This is a genomic window from Streptomyces sp. WMMB 714 (assembly GCF_900090125.1).
Classification (GTDB): Bacteria; Actinomycetota; Actinomycetes; order Streptomycetales; family Streptomycetaceae; genus Streptomyces; species Streptomyces daqingensis.
In genome coordinates this window covers 94,772-116,612 of sequence record NZ_FMHJ01000015.1, presented here as the reverse complement: position 1 = coordinate 116,612, position 21,841 = coordinate 94,772, and the positions used below count along the sequence as shown (strand labels likewise).

Sequence of the window (21,841 nt, the reverse complement as noted above, 5' to 3'; positions counted from 1 at the left end):
GTCGGGTCCTGGGCCGGGGGCGGGTGCGTTGTTGGGTCCGGGTCCCATGTCGGGTCCTGGGCCGGGGGCGGGTGCGTTGTTGGGTCCGGGTCCCATGTCGGGTCCCGGGCCGGGCGCGGGCCCGTTGTTCGGTCCAGGGCCGGGAGGCCCGTTGTCCGGTCCCTCAGCCGGACCGTTGTCCGGAGCGCTCACGCTGGGCCCGTTGCCGGGCCCGTTGTTCGGTCCCCCGGGGCCCTGGTCGTCCGCCGCTGCCGTCCCTCCGGCAACGAAACTCGCGACGAAGGCACCTGCTATGACAAAGCCGCTGCGTTTGTTGGCGTACCTCGCCAAACCGCGACGTACTGCCGCTGACGGATGACGTTGACGTGCTGTCATTCGTCTTCCTTTCCTCGGCCGGCGTCCAGCGCCGGTTTGTCGGTTTGCTGTGCGCTTGTTGCGTGTGAAGAGCCCTGCACCCACCGGCGCGACACGGGAACCGCCCTTGGCCGGTCTGGTCGAAGAACGTCGGGCACCGGCGTGCTCCCGGGCCGCGGCCCGCGGCTGCCTCCACGAAGGGAGACGGCCGTCCTTGCCGCGGCGCCTTCCGGCCCGGGTCAGGCGGCCGGCCGCCCGCACGGTGTCGCGCGAACTGCCGTGAGCGGCCTCGGCGTCGGGGTGTTCCGGCGCGTCGTCCGCGCGCCTGAGGGGCCTCGGAAGCGTCGTGCTCGGACTCTCATCGGGGGGCCTCACCTCGCGGCGTACATGCGAGAGCGAGCAGCAGCCGTCCGCGGGTGCTCCCGGTGTGCTGCTGGGACCGGCTGTCCGAACTGCCCCCGGTGCCGGGACCGTTCAAATGGTGCTCCCTTCTGACGGGGACCGATGTGACTGCCGCTCAGTGCACGAAGCGGCGCAGCCGCTCCGGCGACAGCGACTCCTCGGTGCGTACGCACCAGACGTCGTGGTCGCCGGAGACTGTGGTCTTCGGGACCGGTTCCGCGCATTCGCCGGCTGCCAGAGGACAGCGGGTGCGGAACACGCAGCCGGACGGCGGGTCGAGCGGGCTGGGCGGGTCGCCACCGAGGAGGATCCGCTCGCGGTTCCTCTCCGTGGCCGGGTCCGTGTCGGGCACCGCGGACATCAGCGCCTGCGTGTAGGGGTGCGCGGGCCGGCTGTAGAGGTGGTCCGTCGTGCCCGTCTCCATGCGGCGACCGAGGTACATCACGACGACGTGGTGGCTCATGTGCTCCACAGCGGCGAGGTCATGGGAGACGAACAGGTAGGTCAGACCGAGTTCGTCCTGCAGTTCCCGCAGCAGGTTCATGATCTGCGCCTGGACGGAGACGTCGAGGGACGCGGTCGACTCGTCGAGGATGACCAGGTCCGGGTCCGCCGCGAGGGCGCGCGCGATGCTCACACGCTGGCGCTGCCCGCCGGAGAGTTCGTGCGGGTACCGGGCGGCGGTCTCCGGCACCAGCCCCACGAGATCGAGCAGTTCGGCCGCTCTGCTGTTGCGTGCGGCGCGTCCGGAGAGCATCCGGTGCACGTCCAGGGGTTCGCGCACGGTCGCCCCGATGGTGCGTCTCGGATCGAGCGACGCGTACGGGTCCTGGAAGACCATCGCGATGCGCCGGCGAAGCTCGCGCGCCTGGGCACCGCGTGCCGCCAGCACGTCCTGGCCGTCGAGGTGGACCGTTCCGGACGTGGGCCGGACGAGGCGGGTCAGCGCGTTGCCTATCGTCGACTTGCCGGACCCCGACTCGCCCACCAGACCCAGCGTCCGGCCGCGTTCGATCGTGAAGGACACGTCCTCGACCGCGTGCACCCACGAGCGGTGGCGGCCCTCCCGCGGGCCGGGGAACCGCACGCACAGGTTCCGCACGTCCAGCAGCGGTTCGGACCGGGTGCCCAGGGCCTCGCCCGGACCTGCTGTGCTGCTCACTGGTCCTCCGGGCAGAACGTGCGGGTGTAGTGGCGCCGGCCGACCTCCAGCAGGTCCGGGACCTCGGTCCCGCACCGCGGGTCCCCCTTGACGGGGCAGCGGTCGAAGAAGACGCAGCCGGGCGGCAGCGCGCGGGGGTCGGGGGGTGTTCCCGGGATGGCGGTGAGGCGGTCGCGTCGCTTGCCGAGGACCGGACGCGCTCCCAGCAGGCCCCGTGTGTAGGGGTGTGCGGGCGCTCCGTGCAGGGTCTCGACGGGTGCCTGCTCGACGACCTGGCCGCCGTACATCACCACGACGTCGTCGGCGAGTCCGCCTACGACGGCGAGGTCGTGGCTGATCCAGACGACCGCCAGGCCCATGCGCTCCTGCCTCTCGCGCACGAGGTCCAGGATCTGCGCCTGCGTCGTGACGTCGAGCGCCGTCGTGGGCTCGTCCGCCACGAGGACGTCCGGCTCGCAGGAGAGCGCGATCGCGATCATCACCCGCTGCCGCATCCCGCCGGACAGCTGGTGGGGGTAGGCGTCGAGGCGGCGGTCCGGGTCGGCGATGCCGACGGTCTCGAGGAGTTCACGCGCACGGTCGCGGGCGGCCCGCCGTGTCGCGCCGAGGTGTTCCTCGATGCCCTCGGTGATCTGCCGTTCCACTGTGAGAAGCGGGTTGAGCGAGGTCATCGGGTCCTGGAAGACGAATCCGAGCCGCCGACCGCGTATGCCTTCGAGTTCGCGCCGGGACAGCTTCAGCAGGTCCCGTCCGCCGAGCAGGGCGCTGCCCGTGACGGTGGCGGGCGGAGGAAGGAGCCCCGCCGAGGCGAGCACCGTCATCGACTTGCCCGATCCGGATTCCCCCACCACGCCGAGCGTCTGTCCGGCTTCGACGGACCACGAGACGCCCCGTACGACGCGGGCCGCGCGCGTGCCGCGGCCGAGTACGACCGTGAGGTCCTGTACGGCGAAACCCGGTGCGTTCATCGGCCTCTCCTGGACTCCATGGCGGAACGCTGGCGGGGGTCGAGGACGTCGCGCAGCCCGTCGCCCACGAGGTTGAACGCGAGCACCGTGACGAAGATGGCCAGTCCTGGGAAGACGCTCATCCACCAGGCGTCGGTGAAGCCCTTGCCGTCGAAGAGCATCCGCCCCCAGGACGGCTGGGGCGGCTGCACGCCGAGGCCGAGGAAGGACAGCGCCGCCTCCGAGAGGATCGCGAAGGCCAGGCTGAGCGAGGTCTGGACGATGACCGGCGCCGAGACGTTGGGCAGTATGTGGGTGCGGACGATGCGCAGCGGCCCGGCGCCGATGGCGGCGGCGGCCTTCACGTACGGCTCCTCGCGCAGCGCCAGCGCGCTCGCGCGGGTGACGCGGGCGAAGACCGGTACGTACACCACGCCGATGGCGACGGTCGCGGTCGTCACGCCGGGCCCGAGCACGGCGACGATGGCGATGGCCAGCAGCATGATGGGGAACGCGAAGACCACGTCGACGACCCGCATGATCACGGTGTCGGCCCATCCCCGGAAGTAGCCCGCGAGCAGGCCGAGGAGCACCCCCGCGACCAGTGCGATGCCCACGCTGACCAGGCTGACCTGGAGTGAGATCCGGGCGGCGAGGACGACGCGGCTCAGGATGTCGCGCCCCAAGTCGTCGGTGCCGAACCAGTGTTCCGCGCTCGGTGGCCGCAGGGCCCGGGTGACGTCGACGGCGTTCGGGCCGTAGGGGGCGAGGTGCGGGCCCAGGACGGCGAGGACGACGAGCAGGGCGACGACGCCGAGTCCGGCCGCCGAGACGGGGCGCCGCAGCAGGTGACTCCACGCGGAGAAAGGACGTGCGCTCATCGGATCGATATCCTCGGGTCGATTCGCGCGTACAGCAGGTCGACGGCCATGCTGACGAGCAGGAACAGCGCCGCGACCAGCAGCACCGCCCCCTGCACCACGGGGTAGTCCCGTGCCGAGACGGCGTCGAACGTCAGCCGCCCCAACCCGGGCCATGCGAAGACCACTTCGATGACGATGACTCCGCCCATCAGGATCGCCGCCTGCACGCCGATGACGGTGACGACGGGAACCATCGCGTTGCGGACCACGTGCCGGCTCCTCACGATGCGCCGCCGCAGGCCCTTGGCGCTGGCGGTGCGCGCGTGTTCGGAGCCGAGCGACTCGAGGACGGCGCTGCGGACGAACCTGGTGATGATCGCTCCGGAGACCAGCCCCACCGCCGTCGCGGGCATGATCACCCTGGACAGCCAGCCGAGCGGGTCCTCCGTCAGTGGCACGTAGCCGGACGGCGGCAGCCACCCCAGCGTGCTGGAGAAGAGCAGGATGAACAGGATGCCCAGCCAGAAGTCCGGTACGGAGACCCCGAACTGGCTCACGACGCGCACGATCGTGTCGCTGATCCTGCCCTGGTGCGTCGCCGCGTAGACGCCGAGGGGGATGGCGAGGCCTACGGCGATGACCATCGCCGCGAACGCCAGGGACAGCGTCGCCGGGAGGCGTTCGAGCAGCACGAGCGTGACGGGCTCCCCGGTGCGGAAGCTCACGCCCAGGTCGCCGGTGAGCGCACTGCCCACGTAGTGGAAGTACTGGCTGATCAGGGGCCGGTCGAGTCCCGACGCGGAACGCAGCGCCTGGTAGGACTCGGGCGTGTACTGCGTGCCCAGAGCGACCCGTACGGGGTCGCCGGGCACGAGGTGCATCAGGGCGAAGACGACGACCGTCACGCCCAGCAGGACGACGGCGGCGTGCCCGGCGCGGGTCAGAGTGAAGCGCAGCATCAGTCGGCCAGCCTCGCGTCCCGGAATCGGATGGCGCCGTCGCTGCGGACCTCGTATCCCCGCAACTGCGGTGCCCACACCTGCACGACGTCGGGGTTGTAGAGGTAGATGTAGCTGGCGTCGTCGGCGATCTGCCGGGCGGCCTGCGCGTAGCGCTCCTTGCGGGCCTTCCGGCCGGCCTCCTTCTGTCCCGCCTCCAGGAGCCTGTCGACCTTGCGGCTCGAGTACTTCTGGAAGTTGAAGTTCCCCTTGGAGTGGTGCTGGGCGTAGTAGAAGTCCTCGGCGTCGAGGTTGCCCAGCCAGCCGAGCATCAGCATGTCGTATTCGCCCTTGCCCTGCTTGTCCAGCCAGGTGGCGAAGTCGACTTCGCGCGGCTTGACCGTGATTCCGATCTTCTCCAGCTGGGACGCGATGACCTGGCCGGCGATGACGGTCTCCGGGTACTCCTTGGTCACCAGCATGTCGATCTTCAGGTTGCGGACGCCCGCCGACCTGAGGAGCTCGGCCGCGCGGCGCGGGTCGTGCGAGTAGGGCGAGTACGCGGTGTACCAGGGGTTGGTCTTCGGTATGGCCAGCTGGTTCACGCTCGCGTTGCCGTACTGAGTGGCCTGCGCGATGGACTTGCGGTCGATGCCGTAGGCGATGGCCTTCCTCACCCGCGGGTCGCCGAACGGTCTGCGGTCCTGGTTGGCCGCCAGATACCAGTAGTCGTTGCCCACTTCCCTGTCCAGCTCCAGGTCCTCGTTCTGCGAGACGCGCTCGACCTGCTGCGGCGGGATGTTGTCCGTCCAGTTGATCTCGCCGGCCTCCAGGTCCGCGAGGGCCGTCGTGGGCTCGGGTATGAACCGGAACGTGAGCGACGGGATCTTCGGAGCGCCGCCCCACCAGCGGGAGTTGGCCTTCAGGCGGATCGACTCGCCGGGGTTGTGGTCGTCGAAGGCGAAGGGCCCGGTACCGACCGGCCGCGTCTTGATCCTCCCGCTCTCGACGTTCCTCTTGTTCACGATCGCGAGCCCCTTGTGCCCGCCGATCCTGGAGAGCAGGTTGTACATGGGCTTCTCGAGCTCGAGCCGGACCGTCGAGTCGTCGGGGGCCGAGATGTCCTCGATGCCGTCGAACCGCCAGGCGTTGCCCAGCTTCTCGTCGATGATGCGCCTGTACGAGTAGACGACGTCGTCGGCGCCGAACTCGGAGCCGTCGTGCCAGGTGACGCCCTTTCGGAGCGTGAACGTCCAGGTGAGCCGGTCCTTGCTGACCTTCCAGCGCTCGGCCAGCGCCGGTCTCATGTCCAGGTTCCGGTCCGGCTCGACCAGGGTGTCGAAGGTGTTCTCGAGCACCTGGAAGGAGAAGTACGCCGACGTACGGTGCGGGTCGAGCTGATCGGGCTCGCCCGCGATCGCCGCCACGACGCCGGAGCCGTCCTTGCTGAGACCGCGGTCCACGCCCGTGCCGGGCGAGCACGCGCCGAGCAGGGCGGACGCGAGTGCCGCGCACGTCCAACGGCTCAGCCGTCCCATGGCTGCCTCCCCCGCTTCGATCGACTGGTCGTCGCCGCCCATTCTTCATTATGATGAAGGAGCGTCATTATTACGAAGTACGGCGGGCACGTTACGAACCTCGGCGGGTGAGGTCAAGACACGGTCCGTAACCGTTACCCGGAGTTGACTCGGGCAACCACCGGGCCGTTCAGAGAGGAAGACTGTGACCTATTCCCTGGTGGTACGGGACGGCGGCGGAAGCTTCGGCGTCGTCACCGCGTCGAAGTCCCTGGCCGTGGGCGCCACCGTGCCCGCCGTCGCCGCCGGCGCGGGCGCCCTCGTGACGCAGGCTCACACCAACACGACGTTCGCCGAACGCGGCATCGCGGAGCTCCGCGGCGGACGTGGCGCGGCGCAGACGGTCGAGCGCCTGATCTCCTCCGACCCGGGACGTTCGCTGCGGCAACTCGCGGTGCTCGGCCCTGCCGGCGAGGCCGCCGCGTGGACAGGCCCCGACTGCACGGGCGCCGCCGGCCACCTCCTCGGCCCCGGATGCGTGGCCACGGGGAACTGCCTGGCCGGAACGCCGGTGCTCAACGCCTTGCGGGACACCTTCCTGGCCTCGGCCGGCCCGCTGACCCGGCGTCTGATCGCGGCGCTGGCCAGCGGCGAGGAAGCCGGCGGGGACAGTCGCGGCCGGCAGAGCGCCGCCCTGCGCGTCGTCGGCCCGGACGACGACGGCGGCCTCCGCAACGCGTCCCGCGTCGACCTGCGGGTGGACGACCACCCCGACCCGGTCGGCGAGTTGCGGCGGCTCCTCGCGCTGCACGAAGCCTTCACCGGCGCCGCGGACCCGTCCGGACAGGGCCGCTGATGGTGGTGCCGACCGCGGCGCGGGCCGGTCGCTGGAGCGCGGACACACCCCGCCGTTCGGCCGGTCCGGTGCGCGGGCGCCGAAGGGACCGCCCGCGGCGGGTGGTTCAGAAGGCCAGCGGAGTGACCGCTCCGAGCACCACGGTGGTCTCCGTCCCGGGATTGGCCCACCAGTGCGCGGCGGTGCAGTCGTAGGTGATCGTGTCGCCCTGCGACAGGTCCACGACCTCCTGGCCGATGCTCACCCTCAGCCGCCCGGACAGCACGACGACGCACTCCTGGCCCAGGTGGCGGTAGGAGCGTCCCTCGTTGCTGAAGCCGGGAGGCACCTCGCTCCGGATCACCTGCAGACGCCCGCCCGAAGGGGTCAGCAGCTCGCGCAGCACCTGCGGTTCGCGCGTGTCGTCGCTCGGCGCGGGCAGCCGGGGCCCGTGGCCGGCGCGGACGACGTGGTGCTCGGGCTCCGCCGCGCCCTGAAGCAGCTGCACCAGCGGAAGGCTGAGCGCGGAGGCCAGCCGTTGCAGCGTCTGGAGGGAGGGATTCCCCTGACCGCGTTCGAGCTGGCTCAGCGCTCCGGTGCTCACGCCCGCGCGGGACGCGAGCGCTTCGACGGTCATGCCCAGAAGGCGCCGCGTCGACCGCACAGTCGTCCCGATGGTGGCGAGTTCACCGCCACCGCCCGTGGCGGGGATCTCCCCGGACTCCGCGAACTCCCCTGCTGAGCCGTCGGGTTCCCTCTCGGGTTTCCTCGGCATCCCTCACCCTTCGGTACACCGCTCCGGCCGGACGCCCACATGAGCGCATCAGGATTCTAAGCGGCCGGGCAGCCGCGCCCGGAGTTCCATCCGCCGCGCACGCTGCACGGGTTCGCGGCCGGACCGCGTGCGGCGGGTCGAGGGCAACGGGAGTGGGCCGCGTGCGACGGGAGTGGGAAACGCGTCGACTTCGCGCGGGTGAACCGGACGGGGGGACCGGGGGCGGGAGTTCGGGGGCGCTCACTGTCCCGGCCGGCTGAACTCCCCCGACACCCGGACCACCGCGCCCTGTTGAAGGTGCTGGACGTCCACGGCGCGGCCCCGGCGGCGGCGTGCTGATCCGGGGAGAGCCCTCTTTCGGACCCGAGTCGTCCGGCTCGGCATCGCGGAAGGACGCGACTGCGGGCCGCCGACGCTCCCCGGAGGGCGTCGGCGGCCCGCACGTCCGCTCGGTGCGCAGCCGTTCAGCTCGCGGGGCGTCTCACTCGGCTGCGGCGATGTACGGCTTCAACTCCCGGCGTGCCAGCGACCGTTGGTGGACCTCGTCGGGGCCGTCCGCAAGCTGGAGCGTGCGGGCCGCGGCCCACAGCTCGGCCAGGGGGAAGTCCTGGCTGACGCCGCCCGCACCGTGCAGCTGGACGGCACGGTCGAGGATTCCGACGACGGCGCGCGGCGTGGCGATCTTGATGGCCTGGATCTCGGTGTGGGCGCCCTTGTTCCCGACGGTGTCCATGAGCCAGGCGGTCTTGAGGACCAGCAGCCGCAGCTGCTCCACCTGGACCCGCGCGTCGGCGATCCACTCCCGTACGACGCCCTGCTCGGCGAGGGGCTTGCTGAAGGCCGAACGCTCCACCGCCCTGCGGCACATCAGCTCGATCGCGCGCTCGGCCATCCCGATGAGCCGCATGCAGTGGTGGATCCGACCGGGCCCCAGCCGGGCCTGGGCGATGGCGAATCCGCCGCCCTCCTCGCCGATCAGATTCGACCGGGGAACCCGCACGCCGTCGAAGACGACCTCGGCGTGCCCGCCGTGGTAGTGGTCCTCGTACCCGTAGACGTGCATCGCCCGCCGGATCTCCAGACCGGGGGTGTCGCGCGGCACGAGCACCATCGACTGCTGGCGGCGGATGTCGGGGCCGTCCGGGTCGGTCTTGCCCATCACGATGAAGATCTTGCAGTCCGGGTTCATCGCGCCGGAGATGTACCACTTGCGGCCGGTGATGACGTAGTCGTCGCCGTCCCGCCGGACGCGCGTCTCGATGTTCGTCGCGTCGGACGAGGCGACGTCGGGCTCGGTCATCGCGAACGCGGAGCGGATCTCGCCGCTCAGCAGCGGCTCCAGCCACTGCCTGCGCTGCTCCGGATTGCCGAACTCCGTGAGCACCTCCATGTTCCCCGTGTCCGGAGCGGCGCAGTTGACCGCGGTGGGTGCCAGGCGGGGACTGCGGCCGAGGATCTCGGCGAGAGGGGCGTACTGGAGGTTCGTCAGCCCGGCGCCGTAGGTGCGGTCGGGCAGGAAGAGGTTCCACAGGCCGTGCTTGCGCGCCTTGGCCTTCAGCTCCTCCACCACCGGCACCGTCTCCCAGGGCGAGTCCTGTTCCGCGCGCTGCGCGTCGGCGACCGCTTCGGCCGGGTAGACGTGCTCGTCCATGAACGAGGTCAGCCGCCGGCGCAGCTCTTCCGTGCGTCCGTCGAATGCGAAGTCCATCTGACCTCATCCCTTCCGCAGCGTGGTGAGTCCGTTGTCGATGAAGACCGGGACGAGGTCGCCGATCCGGTCGAAGCCCGGGCCGACCGTCTGCCCGAGCGTGAAGCGGTAGTGGATGCCCTCCAGGATCACCGCGAGCTTGAACCAGGCGAACGCCGTGTACCAGTTGACGCGTGAGACGTCCCGTCCGGAGGCCGCCGCGTAGCGCTCGACGAGCTCCTCCGCCGCGGGGTGGCCGGGGGCCTCGGCCGTCGTGCTGATCGGGGCGTCGGGGATGTCGAGGCGCTCGCTGTACATCACGAGGAGCCCGAGGTCCGTCAGCGGATCGCCGAGAGTGGACATCTCCCAGTCGAGTACGGCGGCGATCCGGTCGTCGGCGGTCGCCAGCACGTTGTCGAGCCGGAAGTCACCGTGCACGACGGCCGGCGGGGGCGAGTCCGGGAGCTGCCCGGCCAGCGAGTCGCGCAGTTCGTCGATACCGCTGAGCTCCCGGCTGCGGGACGCCTCCAGCTGCTTGCCCCAGCGGCGCAACTGCCGCTCCAGGAAACCCTCGGGGCGTCCGAAGTCGCCGAGGCCGACGCTCTCCGGGTCGACGGCGTGCAGAGACACGAGGGTGTCGGGCAGCGCGAGCGCGAGGGCCCGCGTGCGTTCCGGTCCGAGGGCGGCCAGCTCGTCGGCCGTACGGTACGGCGTGCCCTCGACGTGCTCCATCACGTAGAACGGCGCCCCGAGCACGTCGGGGTCCTCGCACAGCAGCACCGTGCCCGGCACCGGTACGTCCGTCCCGCGCAGCGCCGTGATCACACGGTACTCGCGGGCCATGTCGTGGGCGGTGGCGAGCACGTGGCCGAGCGGGGGGCGCCGTACGACCCAGCGGCTCACCCCGTCGGTCACCCTGTACGTCAGATTGGATCTGCCGCCCTGGACGACCTCGGCTCTCAGCGGCCCCCGCACCAGGCCGGGGCGTTCCCGGTCTAGATGTCCGGCGAGCCGCCCGAGATCGAGACCGGGTGGATTCTCCTTGGTCATGCCTGCGCGCTCCTCTGCGTGATGGGGGACGCCACTGCTCGGACGGGACGTTCGGGACGGGCTCGTGCGGGCGGCCGCGTCCCGGCCGGGACGCGGCCCACACCGACAAGCTGCCCCTCCACGGGCGGCGAGCAACGGGCAACCGCAGTCGCATCGATCATGCCGACTAGTCGGTATGACGTCTAGGGCGTGTCTCAAAGTAGCGTCGTCCGGCCGTAGGCCGGGGCCCAGACGGGACTTTGAGACACGCCCCGGGGGTGGACGGTCTCCGGACGCCCGGGAGGCCCCGGGTGTGACGAGATCCACGGACGAGCGGACGGTGCACCGCACGCGGGCGGCGCGCCGTACCTCCGCACGCGCCGCCGCTCAGGCGTGGCACGCGACCGGCCTGCCGCCGTTCATCTGCTCCATGTCGCCCCACACGGCGAGGATGTCGAGCGGATCACCCGGCGGACGTCCCGCGAACTCCGCGTAGGCGCGGTGCACGTTCGCCACCAGCCGCTCGCTCTCGGCCAGTTCGGCGAACTCGCCCAGGTCGGCCGTGCGTGCGGCCTCCAGCGGCGTGAGCCCCCGGTCGTACGCGTCGCGCGACAGCTCTTCCACGAAGCGCAGATAGCGCTCCACGGTGTCGTAGACCTCCGGCCCCGCCGGCGGCCCGTGCCCCGGGACCACCGTCCGCGCGCCCAGAGCGCGCAGCCGGTCCAGTGCGTGCAGCGACCCGCTGAGGGAGCCCATCGGGATGAACGGCGTCCCCTTGTGGAAGACGAGGTCGCCCGTGAAGACGACGCTCTGCCCGGGCAGCCACACGACCGTGTCGCCGGTGGTGTGCGCGACGCCCGGATGGAGGCACCGCACCTCCGTTTCGCCGACGTGCAGCGTCAGTTCGTCGCGGAAGGTGAGCGACGGCGCGGTGACCTGTATGTCGCCGAACTCCACCTCCGGCCAGATCGCGTGCAGTTGGCGTCCCGCCCGCAGGGTCTCCTCGCGGCACGACTCGTGCCCGATCACCGTCGCGCCGGGAGTGAAGACGGCGTTGCCGTAGGTGTGGTCGCCGTGGTGATGGGTGTTGACGACCGTGGACGGTGCCGGCGCCCCGCTCGCCAGCAGCGCCTCGCGCAGCCGCAGCGCCCGCGGACGCGTCGCCGCCGTGTCCACGAGGAGGGTCGTGCCGCCGTCGCTGACCCAGCCGGCGTTGTTGAGGCACCAGCCGCCGTCCGGCTGGATGTAGGCGTGTACGCCGTCCGCCACTTCCTCGGTGTACGGCTCGCCGGCCGGCAGGCCGCTCGCGCCGTCTTCCGCCACTGCCGCAGACGCCATACGCCCGTTCTCCCCCCTCGTCGTCCCTGACCGGGGAACTTCCCCCGGCCGTCCGGGTGTTGCGGCCGCGACACCACGCGACCCGGTGCCGCACAGGTTGTCAGTCTCCGGGCGTTCCGGCTACGGCGTCAGTGCGGCGAGCGCTTCGTCGGTGACTTCCTCGGGACGCCCTCCGACCGGCACTGCCGCCCCCCGCTCGTCCTCCTCCAGCGGTTCGAGCGTCTCGAACTGCGAACGCAGCAGCGCCGGCGGCATGAAGTGCCCCTTGCGGCCGGCCATCCGCGCGGAGACGAGCTCCTCGGAGCCGTCGAGATGGACGAAGAAGAGACGCGCGCCGCTCTGCTCGCGGAGCCGGTCGCGGTAGCGGCGGCGGAGAGCGGAGCAGCTCACGACCCCTCCCCGGTCCGCGTGTCCGGCCAGCCACACCGCGATCGCGTCCAGCCACGGGCGCCGGTCCTCGTCGTCCAGCGGCGTACCGGCCGACATCTTCGCCACGTTGGCCGGCGGATGGAAGTCGTCCGCCTCCGCGTACCGCACACCGAGACGTTCCGCGAGCAGCGAGCCCACCGTGGACTTGCCGGACCCGGCGACACCCATCACCACGACCAACGGCACCGGGGCCCCCGTCCGTCGTCCCTGTTCCTCGTTCACCACAGCAGCACCACTCCCACCATCGCCACAGCCAGTGTGCACAGCGCCGCCGCTCGCACCACCCCCGGGCCCGGGGCGGGCGGACGGCCGGCGGCCATCGCGGCGATCCGCCGGTGGGCGAGCACCAGGAACCCCAGCCAGGACAGCACCCCCACCGCCGCGGCGGCCGCCTCCACCGGGGACGCACCGCCGCTGCCGTAGAGCACGTCGCGCACGGCCAGTGCGACGGCCACGGCGAAGGTGAGCGTGGTGCGCCGCCAGGCGAAGCGGGTGCGTTCCGGCTGCGCCGCCGGATCGCGGGTCCGCCCCCCGCTTCCGCCGCTCAGCTGCCCGCTCCCAGCGCGACGGCGACGAGCACCAGCAGCGCCGCCACACCGGTCGCCGTCGCCAGCAGCACCGGGAACCGCGAGACGGGCAGGTCCTCGCCTCGGCGCATGGCGCGCTCGCAGCGCATCCAGTGGTTGACGGCACGGAACGCGCAGGCTGCGGCGCACGCCAGGACGGCCGCCGAGACGGACGTGCGGACGGCCCAGCGCAGCCCCGTCAGGAACTGGTCCACGGCGATGCCGCCCGCGACGAGCGCCAGCGCCGTACGGATCCACGCGAGGAACGTGCGCTCGTTCGCCAGTGAGAAGCGGTAGTCGGGGGTGGAACCCTCAGCCCGCAGTCGCTGCGGGGCGAACCACAGCCGGAGCGTCGCAAGGAGCCGGTCGATCATGGCGACGAGCCTACGGCCCCCGCGGTGCCGGGCGATCTGTCCCCGCGGCCGGCCCCCTCCGCCTCGCGCTGCGCCCGAGCCGGTGCGGCCACTCGCTCCGCGCAACCGCTCAAACAGGGCTGGGCGCCGGACCGGGGACACGGGCCGAACCCGCCCGGCGTACCGGAACGGATCCTGCCTCCGGCTGAACGCCGCGCGCGCCGTTCAGCCGGAGGCAGGATCCATCGGCTGCTTCGACGCCCGCCAGGCCTGGAGCCGCCGGTGGGACTCCAGCCCGTCCGGGACGACGTCCCATCCGGGCAGCAGGCCCTCCAGTTCGTCCTCCGCGACGAAGTCCCACCAGTCGACTTCTTCGGTCTGCGGCCGCACGGGCAGCGCGCACACCACCTCGTACACACCCATGAACCACTGGTGCAGCGGCGACTCGTAGAGGAACGTGAACCGGTGCTCCGGCCGCGGCAGCCCCGTCACGCCCAGCTCCTCCTCGGCCTCCCGCAGCGCGCCGTCGTCGTAGCTCTCTCCCGCGCCGACGACACCGCCGACCACCACGTCGTACATGGAGGGGAAGACCAGCTTGCCGGGAGTGCGGCGGTGGACGAAGATCCGGCCCCGCGGATCGCGCACCTGGATCGCCGTGCAGCGGTGCCGCAGCCGCCGGACTGTCGCCTCGCCGCGCGGGGCCTGTCCCGTCACCCGGTCGTCGGCGTCGACGATGTCGAGCAGCTCGTCCTCGGGCGCCGGCTGCCGGCCGGTGGTGTCTGCCATGGTGCACATTCCATCACCGGCGGTGGGGTGCCGCCCGCTTCCGCAGGGGGTTACTCTCCGGTCACGAGATCTTCCGGGTGAACGTCCGCGCGCACAGCCGGGTGTGGAACAGGTGGGACGCAATGGCGTACGACGCCGATGTCATCGTGATCGGGGCAGGCCTCGCCGGGCTCGCGGCGACGGCCGAACTGGCCGACGCCGGCCGCAAGGTGATCCTCCTCGACCAGGAACCGGAGCAGTCACTGGGAGGCCAGGCCCACTGGTCCTTCGGGGGTCTCTTCCTCGTCGACTCGCCGGAGCAGCGCCGCCTGCGCATCCGCGACAGCCGCGAACTCGCCTGGCAGGACTGGCAGGGCACCGCGGGCTTCGACCGCGAGGAGGACCACTGGCCGCGCCGGTGGGCGGAGGCGTACGTCGACTTCGCCGCGGGGGAGAAGAGAGCGTGGCTGCGGCAGCAGGGCCTGAAGATCTTCCCCGTCGTCGGGTGGGCGGAGCGCGGCGGCTACGGCGCGAGCGGCCACGGCAACTCGGTGCCGCGCTTCCACATCACGTGGGGCACCGGACCGGGCATCGTCGAGCCCTTCGAGCGGCGCGTGCGCGCGGGTGCCGAGCGGGGGAACGTCGAACTGCGCTTCCGGCACCGCGTCACCGGGCTCGGGCGCAGCGCCGGGACCGTCGACACGGTCAGCGGCGAGATCCTCGAACCCAGCGACGTGGAGCGGGGAGAGGCCAGCAGCCGCGACGTCGCCGGCCACTTCGAGCTGCGGGCACAGGCCGTCGTCGTCACCTCGGGGGGCATCGGCGGCAACCACGACCTCGTGCGCGCCAACTGGCCGCAGCGGCTGGGCACTCCGCCCGCGCGCATGCTCTCCGGGGTGCCCGCCCATGTCGACGGGCTGATGCTCGGCGTCACGGAGAAGGCCGGCGGGCGCGTCGTCAACCGCGACCGGATGTGGCACTACACGGAGGGCATCGAGAACTGGAACCCGATCTGGAACCTCCACGGCATCCGCATCCTGCCCGGCCCGTCCTCGCTCTGGCTCGACGCGACGGGCAAGCGGCTGCCCGTACCGCTCTACCCGGGGTTCGACACCCTCGGCACCCTCGACCACATCATGCACACCGGGCACGACTACACCTGGTTCGTCCTCAGCCAGAAGATCATCGAGAAGGAGTTCACGCTCTCCGGCTCCGAGCAGAACCCCGACCTGACGGGCAAGGACGTGCGGGGCGTGCTGAACCGGGCCGGCGGCGGCGCGCCGGGGCCGGTACAGGCGTTCATGGACAACGGCGCGGACTTCGTCATCGAGCGTGAACTGGGCCCGCTCGTACGGCGGATGAACGAGCTGACCGGCGACGCCCTCATCGACGAGGCCGACCTGCGCCGGGAGATCGAGGCCCGCGACCGGGAGATCCTCAACCCCTTCACGAAGGACCTTCAGGTGACCGCCCTCCGCGGCGCGCGGAAGTACATCGGCGACAAGCTGATCCGGGTCGCCGCCCCCCACCGCCTCCTCGACCCGAAGGCGGGGCCGCTCATCGCCGTACGGCTCAACATCCTCACCCGCAAGTCGCTCGGCGGTCTCGAGACCGACCTCGACGCGCGGGTCCTCACCGAGGGCGGCGAGCCCCTGCCGGGCGTGTACGCGGCAGGGGAGGCCGCGGGCTTCGGGGGAGGCGGCGTGCACGGATACCGGTCCCTGGAGGGGACGTTCCTCGGCGGGTGCCTCTTCTCGGGACGTACGGCGGGGCGGGCCGCGGCGAAGGCGGTCGGCTGACCGCGCCTGTCGGGTGGTCCGAGCCGGGGCGGGTCCGGTGCCCGCACCGCGGCATGGACCGCTGCGGGGGTCGACGGTCTGCTCGGCTTGCGTCGTCGTCCTCCGGTGCGTCGCTTCGCCCTCCGGCACACCTCGGGCTGCTCGCCGAGGTCGTCCGTCCCGCTATCCGTTCGGCTGTCCGTCCCGCTTCCGTTCCGCTACTCGTCCCGCTGCGCGGACTTCGCCGCGGCCAGTTCGGCCAGCAGATCGCGGGCGGCCGCCGCCACGCGCGGCTGGACGCCCAGCTCGCCGAGCATGTCCGCGGCCGCCGACATCTCGGCTGTGCGGCGCACGGCGTGGCGGTGCGTGCCCTGTACGAGCCGGTCGACTGTGCCGGCGTCCGCCTGGCTCAACTCGCTGACGATGTTCTCCCTGACCCACTCCTCGCAGCCCGCCGCACGCCCCGCTTCGAGGGCCTCCACCACGGCGGCCGCCAGTCCCTTGAAGAAGACGCTGCGCAGCAGCTTCCGTTCGGCTGCGCGGCCGGGCGGCCCCTCGATCAGCGCGACTTGCGCGCCCAGATCCGACAGCAGCCGCGCGGCCGCGGCCGCGCCGGGCCCGCTGGCGAGCATGGGCACGCGCAGGCCGCGCCGGGGGACAGGGGCCATGATGGCGAAGTCGGCGAAGTCCACCGCGTGTTCGGCGGCGGCCTGGGCCAACTCGCGTTTCGCGCCCGGTGACGCGGTGTTGAGGTCCGCCCACACCGCGCCGGGGCCCACCGACCCGATGCCCGCGAGAAGCGCGCCCTGAGCTGCCGAGGCGCTGTTGACGCTGAGCACGACGTGCGCGCCCGCCGCCGCTTCGGCCTCGCTGCCCGCGCGGGTGACGCCTTCCGGCACCGGTACGGCGGCCGGGTCGTAGCCGCGTACGGCGGCACCGGCGCTCGCCAGGTCCCCCGCGAGGGAACCGCCTGCTTCGCCGAGACCGAGGACTGCCACCACGGTCCGGTCTTCTTCCGATGAGGTGTCCGAGGGCATGCCGCTACACTAGGCTCGGACAAAATTGTTGACAATATCGGTGCGTATTTGTGCGGCGGAGAGGAACCGGGGAGATCGTGGCTGAGGACGGGGCACGCAACGGGGCCGGGGTGCCACTGGTGGAGGCCATCCGCGAGGCGATCATCAGGGGCGAGTTCGTGCCCAACCAGCGGCTCGTGGAAGCCGATCTCTCCTCGCAGTTCGGCGCCAGCCGCGCCGGCGTCCGCTCCGCGCTGCTGGAGCTGACGAACGAAGGGCTGGTCGAGCGCATACAGAACCGCGGTGCCCGGGTGCGCGCCGTCCCGCTCGACGAGGCCATCGAGATCTCCGAGGTCCGGATGGTGCTGGAGGGGCTCTGCGCCGCCAAGGCCGCCGAGGCCGTCACGGGCGAGGAGGTCCGCGAACTCCAGGGCATCGGCAAGTCCATGCGCGAAGCGGTGGCCGGCGGGGACCTGCTCGGATACTCCGCGCTCAACCAGGAACTGCACCGCCGCGTGCGCGAGATCGGCGGTCAGCGGACCGCCTCGCGGGTGCTGGAGCGGCTGCGCGGTCAGAACGTCCGGCACCAGTTCCGGCTCGCGATGCACCCCGGGCGGCCCTCGGTCTCGCTGCCCGAGCATCTGGCGATCATCGACGGCATCTGCACGCACGACCCGGAGGCCGCCGAGAGTGCGGCCCGTGCCCATCTGCGCAGCGTCATCGAGGCACTTCGCGAGGTCGACGCCCAGCCCGGGCACAGACCCTGACGCAACTCGCACCGCCGGCGCCCCACTCGGGTGCCGGGCATGCGCCCGTCTGACATGCGCCCGTCCCGTACGGACCGCTGCCGAGCCCCGGCGCATCCGCTCCCCGCGATCGGATGCGCCGGGGCTCGGCGCTTCCGTCTGCGGGCCGGTGGTGCTGCCACGGAGGGCCGCACCGGCGGTTCGTCGGCCTGCGGCCGGTCACCCTCCGGTCCGGTCCGTTCGCCTCGGTCCGGGGAGCAGCGGCACGGACCCGCCGCCACCGACCCCTTGACTGCTGTAGCCAAGATTGTTGACAATCTGCACGGAGATTATGGCTGCAAAGGATCGCTAAGGAGAGACATGGCCGATCACCCCCAGCCGTCGAACCATGCGAGGGAGCTCGTCGAGGGCGCGTACGACGTGCACATCCACGTGGCACCGGACGTGATGCGCCGGCGCATCGACGACGTCACGCTCGCCGAGCGGTTCGCGGCAGTCGGTCTGGCCGGCTTCGTCCTCAAGTCGCACTACGCCCCGACCGCGGAGCGCGCGGAGGTCGTCCGCAGAGCCGCGCCGGGTGCCTCCGCGCTGGGCGCGATCACGCTCAACGCCTCGGTCGGAGGGCTCAACCCCGTCGCTGTCGAGATCGCCGGGCGCGGGGGAGCGAAGTTCGTGTGGCTCCCCACGGTCGACAGTGCCAACCAGCGCCAGTGCCGGGCCTCCGAGCCCGAGGGCGCGACGCCTCCCATGTGGGCGAAGCTCCAGGACGATCTGCGCGCGGACGGCATGGCGGCCGAGCCCGTCGAGGTCGTGGCCGAGGACGGCATGGTCGTCGAGGCCGCCCGGCAGGTCTTCCGCCTGATCGCACGGCACGGCATGGTGCTGGCCACAGGCCATCTGCACGCGGACGAGATCGCGGCGGTCGTCGACGCCGCCGCGGACGAGGGTGTCGAGCGGATCGTCGTCACGCACCCGGAGTTCACCTCGCAGCGGGTCGCCGTCGAGCGCCAGCAGCAGCTCGCCGCACGCGGCGCACTGCTGGAGCGGTGCTTCACCACGCCCTACACCGGCAAGGTCGAGTGGGACGTGTGGTTCCGGGCCGTCCGTGAGGCGGGTCCCGAGAACTCCGTGATCTCCAGCGACCTCGGGCAGCCCTTCAACCCGCCGGTCGAGGACGGTCTCGCCCTGTGCGCGGACCGCCTGCTCGCCGAGGGCTTCGACGAGGGCGAAGTGCGCACCATGACGGTGCACAACAGCCGCTGGCTCGTCGGCGCCGAGCCGCTGTCCGACGCCCCCGCCGCACACCGGAAGGCCGACGCCGTATGACTGAGCGACGCATGCTTGTCGTCGGCGCGCACAGCGCCGACTTCGTCTGGCGGGCCGCGGGCGCCGTCGCCGCCCACACCGCGGCGGGCGGCGAGGCCCTGGTCGTCGCCCTCTCCTACGGGGAGCGCGGCGAGTCCGGAGTGCTCTGGAAGCAGGAGGGCCAGACCGAGGAGAACGTCAAGCGCATCCGGCACGAGGAGGCGTCCAAGGCCGCCACCTCCGTCGGGGCGGGCTTCCGCGCCTTCGATCTCGGCGACTACCCGCTGCACGTCACCGCGGAGGACGTCGAGCGGCTGGCGGAGCTGATGCGCGACTTCGCCCCGCACGTCGTGCTCACCCACCCGGAGAAGGACCCCTTCAACCCCGACCACCCGGTGGCGCACCAGGCCGTCGCCCGGGCCCGGCTGCTGACCTCGGGGGCGGGGGTCGCCAGCGGCTTCCGTACGGCGCCGCCCTCGGAGTTCCTGGTCTTCGAGCCGCACCAGCCCGAGCTGTGCGGTTTCACACCCACCGTCTACGTGGACATAACGCCCGTATTCAAACGTAAGGTCGACGCCATGAGCTGCATGGCTGCTCAGCAGTACCTCCAGGAGTACTACGCGCAACGGGCCGACCAGCGCGGCAACCACGCGCGCAAGGTGACCGGCGCCCAGGAGATCCGCCAGGCGGAGGCCTTCCAGCGGCTGCTGCCCCACGTGGTCGGTGGGCTGTGAGCGCCCCGTGCACGGGCACGCCGTGCTCCGAGGCCGCGCTCGCCGAACTCGCCGACGCCGGAGTGGCGACGGTCTACGAGGCGTACGGGCGCCGCGGCCTGCTCGACGCCGACTGGACGCCTCTCACCCCGGGACGGCGCACGGCCGGTCCCGCCCGCATCGCCTACTGCGGTCAGGGCGACAACCGCGCGGTCCACGAGCTGATGCCGCACGTACGGCCCGGCGAGGTGCTGGTGCTGACGATGCCCGAGCCGGAACCGGTGGCCCTCTTCGGCGACCTCCTCGCCACCCAGGCCGCCGCCTGCGGAGCCGCTGCCGTGCTGGTGAACGCGGCGGTGCGGGACAGCGCCGACCTGGCAGGGCTCGGCTACGGGACGTGGACGCGCTGGCGCCGGGCCCGTGGCGCCACGAAGAGCGAGCGGGGAAGCGTGAACGTGCCGGTGGAGATAGGCGGCACGACCGTCGCGCCGGGAGACGTCGTGGTGCTCGACGACGACGGCGTCACCGCGGTCGCGGCCTCCGACGTGGAGGAGACCGTGCTGGCAGTGCGGCGGCGCATCGTCAAGGAGGACGGCCTGCGCGAGCGCTGGGCGGCCGGCGAGTTCAGCTACGACGCCTACGGGCTGCGGGCGGCCGACGAGGGAGGGCCCTCATGACGGGCGTGCTCGCGGCGGAGAGGCTCACGAAGCAGTTCGCCAAGGACGACCAGGCGATCGTCGCCCTGCGGGAGTTCTCCCTGACCGTCGAGGAGGGCAGCTTCGTCACCGTCCTCGGACGCAGCGGCTGCGGCAAGTCGACGATGCTCAACCTTCTCGCCGGGCTCACCGAGCCGTCCGACGGCGTGGTGACGTACCGCGGCAAAAAGCTCAGCGGCCCGGACGTCGACATCGGCTACCTCACCCAGTCCGACACGCTCATGCCGTGGCGGGACGTGCAGCGCAACGTCGAGATGCCGCTGGAGATCCGCGGCGTGCGGGCGGAGGAGCGCCGCGGCACGGCTGCGGAACTGCTGGAACGCGTCGGCCTCAAGGGATTCGAGAAGCACTATCCGCGTGAACTCTCCGGCGGTATGCGGCGCCGCGCCAGCCTGGCCCGCATGCTCGCCGGTACACCGCGCACGCTCCTGATGGACGAACCGTTCGGCGCGCTCGACGCGCAGCTGCGCACCGAACTGCAGGAGGAACTGCTGCGGCTGTGGCAGGGCAGCGGCCAGACGGTGGTGTTCGTGACGCACGACATCGAGGAGGCCCTGCTGCTGGGCGACCGCATCGTGGTGCTCGGGCAGCTGGGACGCATCGTCGCCGACCGCGAGGTCGGCCTGGAGCGGCCCCGCACCCTGGACACGCTGCGCGTCGACCCCGCCTTCGTCGAACTGCACACGGCGATGGCCGCCGCGCTCAAGGAGGGCTCGTCATGACGGAACAGCTCGTGAGCCCGGGGCGGCAGAGCTCCGCGGGCGGCCCCGTCCGCATCCCCGTCGAGCGGACCTGGTGGCAGCGGCACGGACGCACGACGACGGTGTGGGCGCTGCGCCTGCTGCTCGTCTCGGTGCTGCTGGCCGGCTGGCAGATGACGGCGGGCAGCCTCTTCGACATCACGTTCACCAGCAAACCCAGCGCCATCGCCGGACGTCTCGGGGAGTGGTCCGCGGACGGCACTCTGTGGACGCACAGCCTGGTGACCATCCAGGAGATCGTCTACGGGTTCCTGCTGGGAGCGGTGGCGGGCGCCGTCGTGGGCTTCGTGCTGGCGTCCCTGCATCTGGCGTACCGGGTGATCGACCCGTTCATGATGGCGCTGTACTCGATTCCGAAGGTGGCACTGGCCCCGCTGTTCATCGTGTGGTTCGGGATCGGCATGCACATGAAGGTGCTGCTGGCCGCCGCGACCGTCTTCTTCCTCGTCTTCCTCAACACCGCCGCCGGGGTGCGGGAGGTGGACCGCGGGCTCGTCGACGCGGTGCGGCTGATGGGCGGGAGCCGCAAGGACATCGCGCTCAAGGTCGTGCTCCCCTCCTCGATGACGGGAGTCCTCACGGGCCTGAAGGTGGCGATCCCCTACGCGCTGATCGGTGCGGTGATCGGGGAACTGGTCGCCTCCAACCAGGGCCTGGGCTACCTCATCAACGACGCCGCCGCTCAGTTCGACACCGCCGGGGTCTTCGCGACGCTGGTCGTGCTGAGCGTCATCGCCGCCGTCCTGAACGTCCTCGTCGGCCTCATCGGCCGCCGGGTCAACCGGTGGAAGCCGGTCGAAGCACAAGGCTGACCGCCGTCCCGGCTGTCGGCCCCCGATCCTCAGA

22 protein-coding genes are annotated in these 21,841 nt (G+C 71.8%); 8 read left to right on the top strand and 14 right to left on the bottom strand.

What is annotated here, in order from left to right:
• Positions 1 to 871: 871 nt before the first annotated feature.
• Genes H181DRAFT_RS24390 through H181DRAFT_RS24370 form a run of 5 tightly spaced genes read right to left on the bottom strand, consistent with a single transcriptional unit; the run spans position 872 to position 6,246 of the window.
• A complete protein-coding gene (locus H181DRAFT_RS24390) occupies positions 872 to 1,918 on the bottom strand; it encodes an ABC transporter ATP-binding protein (RefSeq protein ID WP_045866559.1) in 1,047 nt (348 codons plus the stop codon).
• Positions 1,915 to 2,886 carry an ABC transporter ATP-binding protein gene (locus tag H181DRAFT_RS24385; protein ID WP_045866558.1) on the bottom strand — a complete coding sequence of 324 codons (972 nt, stop codon included), beginning with the start codon at positions 2,884 to 2,886 and terminating at the stop codon, positions 1,915 to 1,917. The genes H181DRAFT_RS24390 and H181DRAFT_RS24385 overlap by 4 nt, the downstream gene beginning before the upstream one ends.
• Positions 2,883 to 3,746, bottom strand: coding sequence for an ABC transporter permease (locus H181DRAFT_RS24380; protein WP_045866557.1), 864 nt, complete (start codon positions 3,744 to 3,746; stop codon positions 2,883 to 2,885). Before H181DRAFT_RS24380 ends, H181DRAFT_RS24385 begins: the two co-directional genes overlap by 4 nt.
• Complete coding sequence (locus H181DRAFT_RS24375; protein ID WP_045866556.1) at positions 3,743 to 4,687, bottom strand: ABC transporter permease; 945 nt, start codon at positions 4,685 to 4,687, stop codon at positions 3,743 to 3,745. Before H181DRAFT_RS24375 ends, H181DRAFT_RS24380 begins: the two co-directional genes overlap by 4 nt.
• The gene (locus tag H181DRAFT_RS24370; RefSeq protein WP_217627986.1) at positions 4,687 to 6,246 is read right to left on the bottom strand and encodes an ABC transporter substrate-binding protein; all 1,560 of its coding nucleotides are present in this window, start codon (positions 6,244 to 6,246) and stop codon (positions 4,687 to 4,689) included. The genes H181DRAFT_RS24375 and H181DRAFT_RS24370 overlap by 1 nt, the downstream gene beginning before the upstream one ends.
• Positions 6,247 to 6,388: 142 nt before the next feature.
• On the opposite strand from H181DRAFT_RS24370, the gene H181DRAFT_RS24365 reads away from it, so the two are divergent.
• Positions 6,389 to 7,039: a DUF1028 domain-containing protein gene (locus H181DRAFT_RS24365; protein ID WP_052708705.1), complete on the top strand. Its 651-nt coding sequence runs from the start codon at positions 6,389 to 6,391 to the stop codon at positions 7,037 to 7,039.
• 106 nt (positions 7,040 to 7,145) lie between these two features.
• Here H181DRAFT_RS24365 and H181DRAFT_RS24360 read toward each other — a convergent pair whose 3' ends face one another.
• The 8 genes from H181DRAFT_RS24360 to H181DRAFT_RS24325 form a co-directional block, all read right to left on the bottom strand.
• A complete protein-coding gene (locus H181DRAFT_RS24360) occupies positions 7,146 to 7,793 on the bottom strand; it encodes a helix-turn-helix domain-containing protein (RefSeq protein ID WP_045866555.1) in 648 nt (215 codons plus the stop codon).
• Positions 7,794 to 8,274: 481 nt separating this feature from the next.
• Complete coding sequence (locus H181DRAFT_RS24355; RefSeq protein WP_045866554.1) at positions 8,275 to 9,501, bottom strand: acyl-CoA dehydrogenase family protein; 1,227 nt, start codon at positions 9,499 to 9,501, stop codon at positions 8,275 to 8,277.
• Between the two features lie 6 nt (positions 9,502 to 9,507).
• Positions 9,508 to 10,530 carry a phosphotransferase family protein gene (locus H181DRAFT_RS24350; protein WP_045866553.1) on the bottom strand — a complete coding sequence of 341 codons (1,023 nt, stop codon included), beginning with the start codon at positions 10,528 to 10,530 and terminating at the stop codon, positions 9,508 to 9,510.
• Positions 10,531 to 10,896: 366 nt separating this feature from the next.
• The gene (locus H181DRAFT_RS24345) at positions 10,897 to 11,847 is read right to left on the bottom strand and encodes an MBL fold metallo-hydrolase (protein WP_078895936.1); all 951 of its coding nucleotides are present in this window, start codon (positions 11,845 to 11,847) and stop codon (positions 10,897 to 10,899) included.
• 120 nt (positions 11,848 to 11,967) lie between these two features.
• Positions 11,968 to 12,444 (bottom strand): gluconokinase, encoded by a 477-nt coding sequence (locus H181DRAFT_RS24340; protein WP_045866634.1) that lies wholly within the window; start codon positions 12,442 to 12,444, stop codon positions 11,968 to 11,970.
• 50 nt (positions 12,445 to 12,494) lie between these two features.
• Positions 12,495 to 12,824: a DUF202 domain-containing protein gene (locus tag H181DRAFT_RS24335; protein WP_045866633.1), complete on the bottom strand. Its 330-nt coding sequence runs from the start codon at positions 12,822 to 12,824 to the stop codon at positions 12,495 to 12,497.
• A complete protein-coding gene (locus H181DRAFT_RS24330; protein ID WP_045866552.1) occupies positions 12,821 to 13,216 on the bottom strand; it encodes a YidH family protein in 396 nt (131 codons plus the stop codon). Before H181DRAFT_RS24330 ends, H181DRAFT_RS24335 begins: the two co-directional genes overlap by 4 nt.
• A 204-nt stretch (positions 13,217 to 13,420) precedes the next feature.
• Entirely contained in the window at positions 13,421 to 13,981 is a 561-nt protein-coding gene (locus tag H181DRAFT_RS24325; protein WP_045866551.1) for an NUDIX domain-containing protein, read from the bottom strand.
• A gap of 122 nt (positions 13,982 to 14,103) precedes the next feature.
• Here H181DRAFT_RS24325 and H181DRAFT_RS24320 point away from each other — a divergent pair, with 122 nt between their 5' ends.
• Entirely contained in the window at positions 14,104 to 15,759 is a 1,656-nt protein-coding gene (locus H181DRAFT_RS24320; protein ID WP_045866550.1) for an FAD-binding dehydrogenase, read from the top strand.
• A 197-nt stretch (positions 15,760 to 15,956) separates the two neighbouring features.
• On the opposite strand, the gene H181DRAFT_RS24315 is transcribed toward H181DRAFT_RS24320, so the two are convergent.
• Positions 15,957 to 16,775, bottom strand: a complete 819-nt coding sequence (locus tag H181DRAFT_RS24315; protein WP_045866549.1) for an NAD(P)-dependent oxidoreductase — start codon at positions 16,773 to 16,775, stop codon at positions 15,957 to 15,959.
• 77 nt (positions 16,776 to 16,852) lie between these two features.
• On the opposite strand from H181DRAFT_RS24315, the gene H181DRAFT_RS24310 reads away from it, so the two are divergent.
• The 6 genes from H181DRAFT_RS24310 to H181DRAFT_RS24285 all read left to right on the top strand — a co-directional run bounded on the left by H181DRAFT_RS24310 (position 16,853) and on the right by H181DRAFT_RS24285 (position 21,807).
• On the top strand, positions 16,853 to 17,521 hold the full coding sequence (locus H181DRAFT_RS24310) for a GntR family transcriptional regulator (protein WP_254666957.1): 669 nt from the start codon (positions 16,853 to 16,855) through the stop codon (positions 17,519 to 17,521).
• A gap of 339 nt (positions 17,522 to 17,860) precedes the next feature.
• Positions 17,861 to 18,826 carry a DUF6282 family protein gene (locus tag H181DRAFT_RS24305; RefSeq protein WP_045866548.1) on the top strand — a complete coding sequence of 322 codons (966 nt, stop codon included), beginning with the start codon at positions 17,861 to 17,863 and terminating at the stop codon, positions 18,824 to 18,826.
• The gene (locus tag H181DRAFT_RS24300; protein ID WP_045866547.1) at positions 18,823 to 19,539 is read left to right on the top strand and encodes a PIG-L deacetylase family protein; all 717 of its coding nucleotides are present in this window, start codon (positions 18,823 to 18,825) and stop codon (positions 19,537 to 19,539) included. The genes H181DRAFT_RS24305 and H181DRAFT_RS24300 overlap by 4 nt, the downstream gene beginning before the upstream one ends.
• A complete protein-coding gene (locus tag H181DRAFT_RS24295) occupies positions 19,536 to 20,195 on the top strand; it encodes an RraA family protein (RefSeq protein ID WP_045866546.1) in 660 nt (219 codons plus the stop codon). The genes H181DRAFT_RS24300 and H181DRAFT_RS24295 overlap by 4 nt, the downstream gene beginning before the upstream one ends.
• Complete coding sequence (locus H181DRAFT_RS24290; RefSeq protein ID WP_045866545.1) at positions 20,192 to 20,956, top strand: ABC transporter ATP-binding protein; 765 nt, start codon at positions 20,192 to 20,194, stop codon at positions 20,954 to 20,956. The genes H181DRAFT_RS24295 and H181DRAFT_RS24290 overlap by 4 nt, the downstream gene beginning before the upstream one ends.
• Positions 20,953 to 21,807 (top strand): ABC transporter permease, encoded by an 855-nt coding sequence (locus H181DRAFT_RS24285; RefSeq protein WP_052708704.1) that lies wholly within the window; start codon positions 20,953 to 20,955, stop codon positions 21,805 to 21,807. Before H181DRAFT_RS24290 ends, H181DRAFT_RS24285 begins: the two co-directional genes overlap by 4 nt.
• Positions 21,808 to 21,841: the final 34 nt, after the last annotated feature.